16 protein-coding genes are annotated in these 13817 nt (G+C 65.3%); 6 read left to right on the top strand and 10 right to left on the bottom strand.

The window, feature by feature from the left end:
- Nucleotides 1-186: 186 nt before the first annotated feature.
- From lepA to hrcA, 4 genes are all read right to left on the bottom strand, one after another.
- Complete coding sequence (lepA, locus tag U0023_RS04150; protein WP_009763597.1) at nucleotides 187-1992, bottom strand: translation elongation factor 4; 1806 nt, start codon at nucleotides 1990-1992, stop codon at nucleotides 187-189.
- A 204-nt stretch (nucleotides 1993-2196) separates the two neighbouring features.
- The gene (locus U0023_RS04145) at nucleotides 2197-2613 is read right to left on the bottom strand and encodes a hypothetical protein (RefSeq protein ID WP_009763598.1); all 417 of its coding nucleotides are present in this window, start codon (nucleotides 2611-2613) and stop codon (nucleotides 2197-2199) included.
- Nucleotides 2614-2799: 186 nt separating this feature from the next.
- Entirely contained in the window at nucleotides 2800-3207 is a 408-nt protein-coding gene (locus tag U0023_RS04140) for a hypothetical protein (protein ID WP_009763599.1), read from the bottom strand.
- A gap of 112 nt (nucleotides 3208-3319) precedes the next feature.
- Nucleotides 3320-4411: a heat-inducible transcriptional repressor HrcA gene (hrcA, locus tag U0023_RS04135; RefSeq protein WP_009763600.1), complete on the bottom strand. Its 1092-nt coding sequence runs from the start codon at nucleotides 4409-4411 to the stop codon at nucleotides 3320-3322.
- Nucleotides 4412-4558: 147 nt separating this feature from the next.
- Between hrcA and rph the strand changes: the two genes are divergently transcribed.
- From rph to U0023_RS04120, 3 genes are all read left to right on the top strand, one after another.
- The gene (gene rph, locus U0023_RS04130) at nucleotides 4559-5272 is read left to right on the top strand and encodes a ribonuclease PH (RefSeq protein WP_009763601.1); all 714 of its coding nucleotides are present in this window, start codon (nucleotides 4559-4561) and stop codon (nucleotides 5270-5272) included.
- Nucleotides 5269-5910, top strand: coding sequence for an RdgB/HAM1 family non-canonical purine NTP pyrophosphatase (rdgB, locus tag U0023_RS04125; protein WP_009763602.1), 642 nt, complete (start codon nucleotides 5269-5271; stop codon nucleotides 5908-5910). The genes rph and rdgB overlap by 4 nt, the downstream gene beginning before the upstream one ends.
- A gap of 79 nt (nucleotides 5911-5989) precedes the next feature.
- Nucleotides 5990-6418 (top strand): shikimate kinase, encoded by a 429-nt coding sequence (locus U0023_RS04120; protein WP_210161018.1) that lies wholly within the window; start codon nucleotides 5990-5992, stop codon nucleotides 6416-6418.
- 49 nt (nucleotides 6419-6467) lie between these two features.
- Here U0023_RS04120 and U0023_RS04115 read toward each other — a convergent pair whose 3' ends face one another.
- Both U0023_RS04115 and U0023_RS04110 read right to left on the bottom strand, forming a co-directional pair.
- Nucleotides 6468-6947 carry a DUF2852 domain-containing protein gene (locus U0023_RS04115; RefSeq protein ID WP_009763604.1) on the bottom strand — a complete coding sequence of 160 codons (480 nt, stop codon included), beginning with the start codon at nucleotides 6945-6947 and terminating at the stop codon, nucleotides 6468-6470.
- 75 nt (nucleotides 6948-7022) lie between these two features.
- Entirely contained in the window at nucleotides 7023-7694 is a 672-nt protein-coding gene (locus U0023_RS04110) for a TetR/AcrR family transcriptional regulator (RefSeq protein WP_009763605.1), read from the bottom strand.
- 297 nt (nucleotides 7695-7991) lie between these two features.
- On the opposite strand from U0023_RS04110, the gene hemW reads away from it, so the two are divergent.
- A complete protein-coding gene (hemW, locus tag U0023_RS04105; RefSeq protein ID WP_009763606.1) occupies nucleotides 7992-9152 on the top strand; it encodes a radical SAM family heme chaperone HemW in 1161 nt (386 codons plus the stop codon).
- A 114-nt stretch (nucleotides 9153-9266) separates the two neighbouring features.
- Here the strand turns inward: hemW and gshB are convergent, their stop codons facing one another.
- The gene (gene gshB, locus U0023_RS04100; RefSeq protein ID WP_009763607.1) at nucleotides 9267-10211 is read right to left on the bottom strand and encodes a glutathione synthase; all 945 of its coding nucleotides are present in this window, start codon (nucleotides 10209-10211) and stop codon (nucleotides 9267-9269) included.
- Between the two features lie 160 nt (nucleotides 10212-10371).
- Between gshB and U0023_RS04095 the strand changes: the two genes are divergently transcribed.
- Nucleotides 10372-11253, top strand: a complete 882-nt coding sequence (locus U0023_RS04095) for a lipid kinase (protein WP_009763608.1) — start codon at nucleotides 10372-10374, stop codon at nucleotides 11251-11253.
- Here the strand turns inward: U0023_RS04095 and U0023_RS04090 are convergent.
- Nucleotides 11250-11459: a DUF1127 domain-containing protein gene (locus U0023_RS04090; RefSeq protein ID WP_009763609.1), complete on the bottom strand. Its 210-nt coding sequence runs from the start codon at nucleotides 11457-11459 to the stop codon at nucleotides 11250-11252. The two genes, U0023_RS04095 and U0023_RS04090, sit on opposite strands and share 4 nt — an antisense overlap.
- A gap of 104 nt (nucleotides 11460-11563) precedes the next feature.
- On the opposite strand from U0023_RS04090, the gene U0023_RS04085 reads away from it, so the two are divergent.
- Nucleotides 11564-12436 carry a LysR family transcriptional regulator gene (locus tag U0023_RS04085; protein WP_009763610.1) on the top strand — a complete coding sequence of 291 codons (873 nt, stop codon included), beginning with the start codon at nucleotides 11564-11566 and terminating at the stop codon, nucleotides 12434-12436.
- A gap of 22 nt (nucleotides 12437-12458) precedes the next feature.
- On the opposite strand, the gene U0023_RS04080 is transcribed toward U0023_RS04085, so the two are convergent.
- Nucleotides 12459-12836: a YraN family protein gene (locus U0023_RS04080; protein ID WP_009763611.1), complete on the bottom strand. Its 378-nt coding sequence runs from the start codon at nucleotides 12834-12836 to the stop codon at nucleotides 12459-12461.
- The gene (gene rsmI, locus U0023_RS04075) at nucleotides 12833-13771 is read right to left on the bottom strand and encodes a 16S rRNA (cytidine(1402)-2'-O)-methyltransferase (protein ID WP_009763612.1); all 939 of its coding nucleotides are present in this window, start codon (nucleotides 13769-13771) and stop codon (nucleotides 12833-12835) included. Before rsmI ends, U0023_RS04080 begins: the two co-directional genes overlap by 4 nt.
- Between the last annotated feature and the right edge of the window lie 46 nt (nucleotides 13772-13817).

The following is a 13817-nucleotide window of genomic DNA, read 5'->3' as shown; positions in this document are numbered from 1 at the left end:
CCCGGCGTCCGAAGACTCCGTTCCTTCAGCATCGACCCTTTGGAGAGACCTTGGCCCCGTACGGGGGTTGAACTCAGGCTGCCGGATCAGGTTCCCGGCTGCGCCGATGAGCCGCTCGAACAAAAAGCGCGCCGGTTGATGGCCGGCACGCTTTTCGACGCGTCACGTTTGATGTGAAGTCGGAGATCAGTTGTCCATCTTCAGCGCGGCGATGAAGGCTTCCTGCGGGATGTCGACCTTGCCGTATTGGCGCATCCGCTTCTTGCCTTCCTTCTGCTTGTCGAGAAGCTTGCGTTTGCGGGAGGCGTCGCCGCCGTAGCACTTGGCGGTCACGTCCTTGCGCAGGGCGCGGATGGTCTCGCGGGCGATGATCTTGCCGCCGATGGCCGCCTGCACCGGGATCTGGAACATGTGCGGCGGGATGAGCTCTTTCAGCTTCTCGCACATGGCTCGGCCGCGGCCTTCGGCGCGGGTGCGGTGCACGAGCATGGACAGCGCGTCCACCGGCTCGCCGTTGACCAGAACCGACATCTTCACGAGGTCGCCCTCGCGATAATCGGAGATGTGGTAGTCGAAGGAAGCGTAGCCCTTCGAGACCGATTTCAGGCGGTCGTAGAAATCGAACACCACCTCGTTCAGCGGCAGGTCGTAGACCACCATGGCGCGCTTGCCGACATAGTTGAGGTCTATCTGCACGCCGCGGCGGTCCTGGCAGAGCTTGAGCACGGCGCCGAGGTATTCGTCGGGCGTGAGGATCGTGGCGCGGATCCACGGCTCCTCGATGGACTCGATCTGCATGACGTCCGGCATGTCGGCCGGGTTGTGCAGCTCCTTCACCGAGCCGTCGCGCATGCGCAGGTGATAGACCACGGACGGCGCGGTGGAGATGAGGTCGAGGTTGAACTCGCGCTCCAGGCGCTCCTGGATGATCTCGAGGTGGAGAAGCCCGAGGAAGCCGCAGCGGAAGCCGAAGCCCAGCGCGGCCGAGGTCTCCATTTCATAGGAGAAGCTCGCGTCGTTGAGGCGCAGCTTGCCCATGGCGCCGCGCAGGTTCTCGAAATCGGCCGCATCGACGGGGAAGAGGCCGCAGAACACCACCGGCTGCACGGGCTTGAAGCCCGGAAGCGCTTCCGCCGTCGGCTTGCGCTCGTCCGTGATGGTGTCGCCGACGCGGGTATCGGCCACTTCCTTGATCGAGGCGGTGAAGAAACCGACCTCACCGGGGCCGAGCTGCGCCAGCTCGGTCATCTTCGGGTTGAACACGCCGACGCGGTCGAGGCCATAGGTCGCGCCCGTTCCCATCATCTTGATGGTCTGGCCCTTCTTCATGGTGCCGTCGACGATGCGCACGAGCACGACCACACCGAGATAGGCATCGTACCAGGAATCGACCAGGAGAGCCTTGAGCGGCGCATCCGGGTCGCCCTTCGGCGGCGGCAGCTTCTGGACGATGGCTTCCAGCACGCCCTCGATGTTGAGGCCGGTCTTGGCCGAGATCGGCACCGCGTCCGAGGCGTCGATGCCGATCACTTCCTCGATCTGCTCCTTGATCCGGTCCGGATCGGCGGCCGGAAGGTCGATCTTGTTGAGGACGGGAACGATCTCGTGATTGGCGTCGATGGCCTGATAGACATTGGCGAGCGTCTGCGCCTCCACGCCCTGGGAGGCGTCCACCACCAGGAGCGAGCCCTCGCAGGCTGCGAGCGACCGGGAAACCTCGTAGGCGAAGTCCACGTGGCCGGGGGTGTCCATGAGGTTCAGGATGTAGGTCCTGCCGTCCTGAGCCTTGTATTCGAGGCGGACGGTCTGAGCCTTGATGGTGATGCCGCGCTCGCGCTCGATATCCATGTTATCGAGCACCTGTTCCGTCATCTCACGGGCCGTCAGCGCCCCCGTGGCCTGGATCAGGCGGTCGGCGAGAGTCGACTTGCCGTGGTCGATATGGGCCACGATGGAGAAGTTGCGGATGTTGTCGAAGGTGCGAGCGGTCATAATACTGCAAATATAAGAATGTTCAGGCCGCAATAGCAGGGGCGGCCCTCAAAGCCAAGGGAGGCCGGGCGTATCGGGGCCGGTGCAGGCCGAAAGCCAAGGTTCGTCGGAGAAGGACTGCGGCCCTGCGAGGGAAGGGCTATCGCCAGGAAGAAGCGGGCGCGGGCGCACAACCCCATGCTTTTGGAAAAACAGGAGACAGGATCAGCGCACGCACTCGACAGGGAGGTGCTCTCCCGTCTCCTCGATGAACTCGGTGCGGCACTTGAACCCGTTGATGATCTGAATGTCGCTCTGGGCGCGCTCGGGAAAGGCGTAAGGCGGTGCGCCAAGACCCGGAACCCCATAGGGCGGCGGGGCGAAAACGTTGCCGGTCGCGGTCGGATCCACGCCGATCACCCCGTCCGGACCGGCGCACTGGACCGGGAGCCGGACCCCGCTGGCCCGGTCGAGAATCGTGCGGCAGGGTATCCCGTTGTAAATCCGGATCTCATGGGGAGCGGCATCCGGGAAGGGCGAATAGGGCGTCCCGCTGACCTGGGCCTGGGCAAAGCCGATGTTGCCGAGCCCCATGAGGCCGGTGATCGCGACAACCGAGAGCGTCTTCACGGAAACCTCCACGGAAACCTCCTGGGGCCAGGGCGAATGAGCAACTCTTAAGGCAGAGGTTATGGCTCTGGAGATAGGAGGGTTTCCGCCCGGGGCAACATGCCTCGAATGGGCGATCCGGCGGCTATGCAGGAATGGGAGCGAGGGTGTTGCAGACGCGGAGCAGGGCATCCGCGCCTGTCAGGGGAAACGGAGCGATTATCGCGCGGCGCACTCGACGGGAACGCGCTGGTCGGTGCCCTGGACCAGGACGGTCCGGCAGGGAATGCCGTTGATGACCCGGATTTCATGAGGGGCGGCCGTGGGGAAGGCGGAAGCAGGCGTTCCGGACACCGGAGCCTGGCCGGCCGGCGCCACGAGAACGCTGCCGGTGGTCGTCGGGTCCATGCCGATCATGCCGGCCTGGCTGGCGCACTGAACCGGGATGCGCGTGTTGCTCTCGCGGTCGAGAATGGTGCGGCACGGCACGCCGTTGATCGTCTGGATTTCGTGCGGGGCGGCCGTCGGGAACGGAGAGCCGGGGGTACCGCTGGCCTGAGCCTGAGCCTGACCGAGGGTGCCGAGCATCATGAGACCGGCGCCGGCGATGATCGCTGCTGTCTTCAAGGAAACCTCCTCCATCGATGGGAACATAGGCCGCATTCGCGGACAGGAGGTTTAACGCTTCAGGCCAGGATGGTTCCCTATAACGCAACGATATGTGGGACAGGAAAGAGGCTTACCGTCCCCGTTCCAGGATGCGCGAGATCACCTTGGCGGTGTAATCCACCATCGGGACGATGCGCGCGTAGTTGAGGCGCGTCGGGCCGATGACGCCGAGGACCCCGACGATCTTCTGGCTGCCGTCACGGAAGGGGGCGGCGATCATCGAGGAGCCGGAGAGCGAAAAGAGCTTGTTCTCCGAGCCGATGAAGATGCGTACGCCTTCGCCGCCTTCGGCACGGCTGAGCAGGTCGATGACATCGGTCTGGGTTTCCAGGTCCGAAAAGAGCAGGCGGATGCGTTCCAGGTCCTCCGCAGCCTTCAGGTCGTCGAGGAGGTTGGCCTGGCCGCGCACGATGAGCTGGCGCGAATCCGCCGGTCCCACCGTGGTGGCAAGTCCCGCCTCGACGAGCCGGGCGGTGAGGACGTCGAGCTCGCGCTCCATGTCCTCTCGGCGGGTCTGGATCTCGCGCTTGATGTCGCCGAGCGTCTTGCCCTGGATGCGCGCGTTGAGGAAGTTGCCCGCCTCCACCAGGGCGCCGGCGGGCAGGCCTGCGGGCAGATCGAGGAGGCGGTTTTCCACCGAGCCGTCCTCGGAGACGAGCACCACCAGGGCGCGGGTGGGGTCGAGGCGGACGAATTCGATGTGCCTGAGACGGGCATTGGACTTCGAGGTCACCACGACGCCGGCCCCGCGCGAGACGCCCGACAGCAGAGCCGAGGCCTCGGCAAGGGCCGTTTCCAGAGTATGGCCGGAGGCGGCGGCCCGCATCTGCGCCTCGATGCGCGAGCGCTCCTCGGAGGTGACGTCGCCGATCTCCATCATGGCATCGACGAAGAAGCGCAGGCCCGTTTCCGTCGGCAGGCGGCCGGCGCTGGTATGGGGAGCGAAGATCAGGCCTGCGGCTTCCAGATCCGCCATCACGTTGCGGATCGAGGCCGGCGAAAGCGTCATCGGCAGGATGCGCGAGAGATGGCGCGAGCCCACGGGCTCCCCGGTCATCAGGTAGCTTTCGACGATCTGGCGAAAGATCTCGCGAGAACGGTCGTTCAGCTCCGCGATGGCGCGGCTTTCCGAGAGATGGGAAAAGGGACCGGTGGGATGCATCCGAAGGGTTCTACGCTCTCACAATTCCGCCCTGCAAGCCGATATTATGTGCGGATCGGAAGCCCCTTCGGCAAGCCTTGCGCTTGCCTAATCGTCCTGGCCGCTTCAAACAGGCGGGAATCGCCAGATCTTTCAGGAGAAACCGCCATGCGTCCTTCCAACCGCGCGCCCGACGAACTGCGCCCCGTCACCCTGGAGCGCGGCGTCGCGCGCTACGCGGAAGGCTCCTGCCTCGTCACCTTTGGCAACACGAAGGTCATCTGCACCGCGTCGCTCGAGGAGAAGGGGCCGCCGTGGCTGCGCGGCACCGGGCGCGGCTGGGTGACGGCGGAATATTCGATGCTGCCCCGCGCGACCCACGAGCGCACCCGCCGCGAGGTCAATTCCGGCAAGCCTTCGGGCCGCACCCAGGAGATCCAGCGCCTCATCGGCCGCTCGCTGCGCGCCGTCGTCAACCTGCCGGCCATCGGCGAGAAGCAGATCGTCGTCGATTGCGACGTGATCCAGGCCGATGGAGGCACCCGCACGGCGTCCATCACCGGCGCCTGGGTGGCGCTGCACGAATGCTTCGCCTGGATGCAGAACCGCTCGATCATCTCGATCAACCCCCTGCGCGAGCCCGTGGCCGCCATCTCCTGCGGCATCTACAAGGGCCAGCCGGTCCTCGATCTCGACTATGCGGAGGATTCCGCAGCCGAGACCGACGCCAATTTCGTGATCACCGGCTCCGGCGGGATCGTCGAGGTGCAGGGCACGGCCGAAGGCAAGCCCTTCTCCGAGGAGGAATTCCTGAGCCTGCTACGGCTCGCCAAGACCGGCGTGGCGCAGCTCGTGGACCTGCAGAAGAAGGCCGTCGCATGAGCCCCCATCGCCTCCTGACCGGCAAGGTCGTCATCGCCACCCACAACGCGGGCAAGCTGCGGGAGATGCAGGAACTGCTCGCTCCCTTCGGCGTCGAGGCCGTTTCTGCGGGCGAGCTCGGCCTCCCCGTTCCCGACGAGACCGGGCACATGTTCGCCGAGAACGCTGCAATCAAGGCCCATGCGGCCGCCACGGCCACCGGCCTGCCGGCGCTTTCGGACGATTCCGGCCTGTGCGTGCACGCCCTGGATGGGGCGCCCGGCTTGTTCACGGCCGATTGGGCCGGCCCGAAGCGGGACTTTTCCGCCGCCATGGAGCGGGTGATGCGCGAATTGCAGAAGCGCGAAGCCACGGATAGGCGAGCCCATTTCGTCTCCGCTCTCGTGATCGCCTGGCCCGATGGGCATGAGGAACTGTTCGAGGGGCGCGTCTTCGGTCAGGTCGTGTGGCCGCCGCGCGGGACGAAGGGTTTCGGCTACGACCCCATGTTCCAGCCGGATGGCTTGGCCGAGACCTTCGGAGAGATCTCGTCGGAGGAGAAGCACGGCATCGACTGGTCGAAGCCGGAGCCGGACGGCCTCTCCCATCGGGCCCGCGCCTTCGTCAAACTGGCGGCGGGATGCCTGCACAGGGCATAGGGGACTTTTGCCTGTCATGCTGACGGTGGTCCACATCAACGGTCCCATCAACAGCGGAAAAACCACCCTTGGTCGGGCCTTGTCGGAGGCTTTGCCGAGGGCCTTTTTCATTGACGGGGACGATCACGATGCTCCGGACGATGCACCTCTCGGCGTCCGGATCGAGGCTGCCCTCGGCCGCATCGAAACAGAGATCGCGAGGGCGCAGGGGTGCTACCTTGTCGTCGCGTATCCCCTTGATGAGGCTGACCACCGGCGGCTGAAGGAAGCGGCTGATAGGAAAGGGGCCCGTTTCCTGGTTTTGACGCTCGCGCCGCCGCTTGAGGTGGCGTTGGCGGACCGCGGGGCTCGAACGCTCTCACGCGAAGAGAAGAACCGCATCGTCGAGATGTACGACGAAGGATACCACGCGCGCCCGTTCAGCGATCTCATCCTCGACACGTCCGTGTCCAGCCTGCCCGGGACCATTGAGGCCGCACGCGCGATGATCCTCGCAATCAACCTCTGAAACAGAAAGAGCGCCCCGAAGGGCGCTCCATTGACTTCACTCAGGCCGATCAGACGTTCGTCGTGCCGTTGCCGCGGCGCTTGGCCATGTAGGCGTCGAACTCCTCGCGGTCCTTGGCCCGCTTCAACTCCTCGACGAAGTTGCGGAAGTCCCTGGCCTCCTCGTCGAGCTTGCGGCGCTCCGCTTCGAGGCGCTCGAGTTCGCTGCGGCGATAATCGTCGAAGGCCGCATTGCCCGTGCTCGCGAAACCGCCGAAACCGGCCGGACCGCGCGAAGCGAAGAAGTCGTCCTTGGCGCGGCCGAGGGTGTCGCGGAAGAAGGCCTTGGCCTCATCGTATTTCGGATATCCACACATTTTCCATACCAGATAGGCCAGCGCGAGCGGCCAGACGAAGATGAAACCCAGAATGATGCCGGCGATCTCCAGGCCACGTCCGGGCCTGCGCCCGCAGCGGCGGTGTTGAGTGCCGTTGTTCCAGGGGCCCGCATGCGGGCCCGCGTTCCAGGCGGCGGAGGCAGAGTCAGACATTGGAGGTCCCTATGTTAATGCTAACAACATTAACATGCGACTTGATCTCGGCGCTTTCAAGAGCGCTTCTTTCGATTATTTCTTCGGCGTGTTGGCGTGTTCCTTGAGGGCGCCGTGGACCAGGGCCAGGACGCCGGCGCGGAGCAATTCGTACTTGTCCGGCAGTCCAGGGCCCTTGGGAAGCTGACCGGCTGCGTCGAGCGTGGCGATGCCATGGGAGAGCGCCCAGACTTCGATGGCGATGAAGCGGACGTCGACGCTCTGGAAACCCTCGGGAAATGTCTGCGACAGGGCCTGGACCAGGAAATCGAAGGCGTTCCCGACGGGCTTGCCGCCGCTCTGGATGCTTTTGGCCCAGAAGGGGCCGCACGAGGCATCGCCATCGGCCGGCTTGGCCGAGAACATGGCCGTGTAGAATCCCGGTTCCTGCTCGGCGAAGGCGAGATAGGCCTCGCCCATGCGGGTGAAGCGCTCCAGGGCCGTTCCCTCGCTCTGCAGCGCCCGTCCGAGCCGTTTCGCCAGCTCGTCGTAGCCGCGGAAGGCGACCTCGGCCACCAGGGCGTCCCGGCCTCGGAAATGGCGGTAGAGGGCGGCCGGCGTGACACCCACGAGCTTGGCCGCATCGGCGAGCGTAAACCCGCCGATCCCACGCTCGGCAATGAAGCGCTGCGCCGCCTCGATGAGCGCTTCCTTCAGATTGCCGTGGTGATAGCCCTGCCGGTCGAACGGGCCGCGCCAATGCCGCATGGTGGGTTCCTGACTCTTTACCTGCCGATCATAGGGCTCCGCAGCGCCGGAGGCCAGAACGGAAGGCTCTGTAGGAGAGAACAACCTTGTGAGTGAACAGGTTCAGAAAACTTTCCGCAGCGTATGGCCTTGTCATCCCCGTCGAGACGTAGGCGAGGGAGGGGGATCCACTCTTGAATGCTGAGCTATGGGTTTCCTTCCCCTTCGCTGCGCTCCGGCCGGGAATGACACCGAGAGCCTGTCCTGCGCGACACCGCCACCCGTGACGTACGCTCTCCGACCTGCCATATACGCTCCATGATCGATCATCCGACGCGCGATGTGGGCTTTGGCGTCTATGTCCATTGGCCCTTCTGCGCCTCCAAATGCCCCTATTGCGACTTCAACAGCCATGTCCGCCACCAGCCGGTGGATCAGGAGCGGTTCCTGGCGGCCTTCCGTCGCGAGATCGCCCACACGGCGGCGCGCATTCCCGGCCGGGCCGTCACGAGCGTCTTCTTCGGCGGCGGCACGCCCTCGCTCATGAAGCCGGAAACCGTGGGGGCGATCCTCGATGCCATCGGCGGGGCCTGGGCGATCGATCCAGGAGCCGAGGTGACGCTCGAGGCCAACCCCACCAGCGTCGAGGCGGAACGCTTCCGCGGCTACCGTCACGCGGGCATCAACCGGGTCTCTCTCGGCGTCCAGGCGCTCAACGATCCCGATCTGAAACGCCTGGGCCGCATGCATTCGGTCGACGAGGCTCTGGGCGCCGTGAAGATCGCAGCCTCCATCTTCGAGCGCTATTCCTTCGACCTCATCTATGCGCGGCCCGGCCAGACGCCGCAGGCCTGGGGATCGGAGCTGGAGCAGGCCATCTCCCATGCGGTCGAGCACCTGTCGCTCTATCAACTCACCATCGAGCCCGGCACCTGGTTCCAGCGCCTCTACGATGCGGGCAAGATCACGGTGCCCGACGAGGAGACCGGCCGCGCGCTCTACGACATCACCCAGGATGTGTGCGCGAAGCATGGGCTGCCGGCCTACGAGATCTCGAACCATGCGCGACCTGGCGCGGAATCCCGCCACAACCTGCTCTATTGGCGCTATGGCGAATATGCGGGCATCGGCCCCGGTGCGCATGGACGTTTGGTGACCGGCAATGCGCGGCTTGCGACCGCCACGGAGAAGCATCCCGAGACCTGGCTGGAACGCGTCGAGCGCGAAGGCCACGGCGTCATCGACGAGGAGGTTCTGACCTCCGAGGCCGAGGGCGACGAATTCCTGCTCATGGGCCTCCGGTTGAAGGAGGGCGTCGATTCCCGGCGTTTCGAGGCATTCACGGGCAAGACGCTCAATCAACGCGGCCTGCGGATCCTCGAAGAGGAAGGCCTGATCCAGGTCGACGGCTCTCGCCTCGCCGTGACGCCGAAGGGCTTTCCGGTGCTCAATGCGGTGATTGCGGAACTGGCCGCCTAGGCACCCACTCACACGTCATCACCGGCCTTGTGCCGGTGATCTCGATGAAGAAGAGCGCTGCGCTTCACGGGATCGGGACGGCCGGGACAGGCGCGGCCATGACGGCGAAGGATGTCAGGCCTTCACCTTGCTCTCGATCACATCCCATACCGTCACGGCGAGATCCGGCCCGCCGAGGCGCTTGATGGCGCGGATGCCCGTGGGGGCCGTCACGTTGATCTCGGTCAGGTTGCCGTCGATCACGTCGATGCCGACGAGGATGAGGCCCATGCGCTTGAGGTCCGGGCCGATGGTTTCGCAGATCTCGCGCTCGCGCGCCGTCAGGTCCGTGGGCTTGGCCGCGCCGCCGCGCACCATGTTGGAACGGATGTCGTTGGCCGCCGGAACCCGGTTGATTGCGCCCGCGGCCTCGCCGTCGATGAGGATGATGCGCTTGTCGCCTTCGGTGATCTTGGGCAGGAAGCGCTGGATCACCCAGGGTTCGCGGAACAGGTTGGAGAACAGGTCGTAGAGCGATCCGAAGTTCGGATCCTCGCGCCCGACCTTGAACACGCTCGCGCCGCCATGGCCGTAGAGCGGCTTCATCACCACGTCGCCATGCTCGCGTCGGAACTCCTCGATCTCCTGCCTGTCGCGGGAGATGAGGGTCGGCGGCATCAGGTGCGGAAAATGCGTGACGAAGATCTTCTCCGGCGCATTGCGCACATGGGTCGGATCGTTGACCACCAGGGTCTTGGGATGGATGCGCTCGAGGAAATGAGTGGCGGTGATGTAGGCGAGGTCGAAGGGCGGGTCCTGGCGCATGAGCACCGCGTCGACCGTCGACAGATCGACCCTCTCGGGCGTTCCCAGGGTGAAATGATCGCCTTCCACGTCGCGCGCTTCGATGGTTTCCGCCATGGCGATGACGGCGCCGTCGCGCAGGGACAGGCGGTCGGGCGTGTAGTGCAGGACCCGGTGCCCGCGCCGTTGGGCTTCGAGCATCAGCGCAAAGCCGGTATCGCCTGCGATCTTGATGCTGCGGATGTGATCCATCTGGAACGCAACGGTGAGGGTCATGCGTCAGGCCTCCTTGGGAAGCAGGGTTATTGGGCCAAATGTCGAGGATGGCAACTCTTGATCTGCGGCTCGTGAACGAAATCGGGGGAGGCGGGTTATTCAACGGCTCCGCTTCGATGAACCCTTGCGGATCCGCTCAAGCTTTTCCATGTGACAGACCATGCCCCGCCGCGCCCTTCTGATCGTGAATACCAAGAGCCGCAGCGGCGCCGCCCAGTGCGAGATGGCTGTCGAGCGCCTGAAGGATCATGGCATCGAGCCCGTTCATCTGGAATGCGGCCGCCGGGAGGACCTGTCGCCGCTCATCGTCAGACATGCCCATGACGTGGATTGCGCCATCGTCGGCGGCGGCGACGGCACCATCAATGCCGCGGCCCTCGGGGTGATCGAGGCCCGGCTGCCCTTGGGCATTCTCCCGATGGGGACGGCCAACGATCTCGCCCGGACCCTCGACATACCCTTCGATGTCGATGCCGCCGCCGACATCATCGCCCAGGGGGTGACGCGCAAGATCGATCTCGGCCTGGTCAACGGCGAACCCTTCTTCAACGTGGCAAGTCTCGGATTGTCGGCGGAGTTGGCGCAGAAACTGACGCGCGACATCAAGCGCCGCTGGGGCCGCCTCGGCTATGCGCTGGTGGCCCTGAAGGTCCTGGCGCAGGCCAAGCCGTTCCGGGCCACCATCACCAGCGAGAACGAATCCGTGCGCGTGAAGACGCTGCAGATCGCCGTCGGCAACGGGCGTTTCTACGGCGGCGGGAATGCGGTGGAAAAGGATGCGGCCATCGACGACCAGCATCTCGATCTCTACAGCCTGGAACTGGAACGGGCCTGGAAGCTCGCTCTCATGGCGCGCTCGTTCCGTTACGGGCAGCACGGCGCCTGGGAGGAGGTGAGGGCCGTCAGGGCCAAGGAGTTCGACATCCGCACCCGCAAGCCGAGGCCCATCAATGCGGATGGCGAGATCGTGACCCAGACGCCCGCCCATTTCTCGATCCGGCCGGCGGCCGTGACGGTATTCGCGCCCAAACAGGGAGATTAATGCCGCCCGCACCGAACGGCGTCCTCGATGCTGCCCGGCGTGAGGCCGATATCGTGCAGCATCGCATCATCGAGGCTGTTGACGTGGCGCAGGGCGCGGCGAATCTCGATCTCATGCATGAGGGCCGCGAAGAGGCCCTTGATCCTCGAAGGCTTCGAGGCCGGCTGCTCGGCGGTCCAATCGTAGGATGGGGCATGGACTGTCATGGCTGTCTCCTCAGGTTCGATGAGGAGATGATGCTCTTTCTCCTTGCATAAGAGAAACGAATGTTCATTATATTGATGATAATGAATCTTTATTGAGAGAGGCCATGGCCCGGAATCTCGATGTCAGCCTGCTCAGGGCCTTCGTCGCGGTGGTGGATGCAGGCGGGATGACCGCCGCCACCGGGGTTCTCAACCTGACCCAGGCGGCGGTGAGCCAGCAGATCAAGCGCCTGGAAGAAGCCCTGGGCGAGGAGCTTATCACCCGCGACCGGCGCGCCATGAAGCTCACGACCGCCGGCGAGCGCCTGTTCGGACGGGCGAAGCGCATGCTGGCCCTCAACGATGAAATCTGGACCGAGATGACGACGCCGGAATTCGAGGGCGAGGTTCGGCTCGGCATCCCGAGCGACATCATCACCACGTATCTTCCGACCTTCCTGAAGGATTTCGCGCGCCGCTATCCGCGCGTGCAGATCTCGCTCAACAGCGGCTCCAGCGTGTCGCTTCGCTCGAAGCTCTATGCCGGCCAGGTCGACGTGGTGCTCGCCACCGAAATGGCCTGCGATCCCGATGGCCGAAACCTCGTGATGGACCGCCTCGTCTGGGTCGGCGCCCGCGGCGGCGATGCGGCGCGCCAGCGTCCGCTGCCGGTTTCCATCGGTTGCTCCGATTGCGCCTTCCGGGCGCCGATCCGCGAGGCGCTGCAGAAGGCCGGCATCGAATGGCGTTCCGTCTCGGAGGTAACGAACACCTCGGCCCAGGTGGCCACGGTGGCGGCCGACATCGCCGTCATGGCCTGGATGGCTTCGACCGTGCCGATCGGTTTCGACGTACTGGGGCCTGAATCGGGACTGCCTGCCTTGCCGCCTTTCATGGTCAATCTCTACCTGCCGCGCGACGGCGGCAATCATGTCGTGCAGGAACTGGCGCGACATATCCGCGAGGCGGTGGCGGACCGGCACCGGATGGCAGCGTAGACGACACCGTCGTTGCGCTCGTTCAACTCATCTCCAGCTCGAAAGCCGACACGATGTGCTGCGGCCATCGTTTGGGTGCGATGAACACCGCATCGGCGCGCCATGTCTTGCCTTGCGCCCAGACGTTGCGCGAGAGCCATGTGCGCACCGCACGCGAGAAGCGCTGGCGCTTGCGGGCGGTGATGGCCGCGAGGGCATCGTCCATGAGCCCGCGCGCCTTCACTTCGACGAACGCGATGGTGTCGCCACGCATCACGATCAGGTCGATCTCGCCGCCCGAGGCCGCATAACGGCGTGCGAGTGGGCGATAGCCTTTCATCATGAGAAACAGCAACGCGATCCACTCGGCGCGGTGGCCGCGCAGGAAAGTGGCGCGGCGCCGTTCGAGAGCGCTCGTCATGCGTCCTTCTTGGCGAGCGCCAGGGCGCGGGCATAGACCTCGCGCTTGGGCAGATCGAGCTCCGCCGCGACGAGTGCCGCGGCATCCTTGATCGAGTGGTTCTTCAGCGCCGCTTCGAGCTTGCCGTCGAGCGCCGCATCGGCCTCGGCCGCATGCATCTCTTTGGTCGCCTCGCCGATCAGCACCACGATCTCGCCCTTGGGCGGGCCTTCCTCGGCGAATTGCCGGGCGAGGTCCGGCAGGGTGCCGCGCCGGATCGTCTCGAACATCTTGGTCAGCTCGCGCGCCACCACGGCTTGCCGCTCGCCGAGCACCTCCGCCGCATCGGCGAGCATCTCGGGCAGGCGATGCGGTCCCTCGAAGAGCATGAGCGTGCCGGGAATCGTGCCGATCTCGGCAAGCCTCGCGCGGCGCGCGGCGCTCTTCGGCGGCAGGAAACCCTCGAAGAAGAAGCGGTCGGTCGGCAGGCCCGAGGCCACGAGGGCGGTGAGGACGGCGGAGGGCCCGGGGATCGGGGTGACGGGCAGTCCTTCCTCGATGGCCGCCTGCACGAGCTTGTAGCCCGGATCCGACACCAGGGGCGTGCCCGCGTCCGACACCAGGGCCAGCGCCTGGCCCTCGCGGATGCGGTGGACCATGCGCTCGCGCACCGCATCGTTGGAATGCTCGTGATAGGCCACCAGCGGCGTCGTGATGCCGTAATGGGCGAGCAGCGTCTTCGTCACCCGCGTATCCTCGGCGAGGATCGCATCCGCGGCGGCGAGCACGTTCAAGGCGCGGAAGGACACGTCCTGCAGATTGCCGATGGGCGTCGCGACCACATAGAGCCCCGGCGACAGAGGCTTTGCCTCGGCGGCGAGGCCGAAGGCGGTGAAGGTGGCAACCCGTTCGTTCGGCTCGCGCCGTTTGGTTCGATTATCGATTCTCTGGCTCATCGTCGTCACTGTCGCATGAAGGGGCGTCGTCGCGAAAGCGGGGTCG

The organism is Microvirga lotononidis (assembly GCF_034627025.1).
Taxonomy (GTDB): domain Bacteria; phylum Pseudomonadota; class Alphaproteobacteria; order Rhizobiales; family Beijerinckiaceae; genus Microvirga; species Microvirga lotononidis.
The sequence above is the reverse complement of the archived record's forward strand: the minus strand, read 5'-3'. Positions and strand labels throughout refer to the sequence as shown.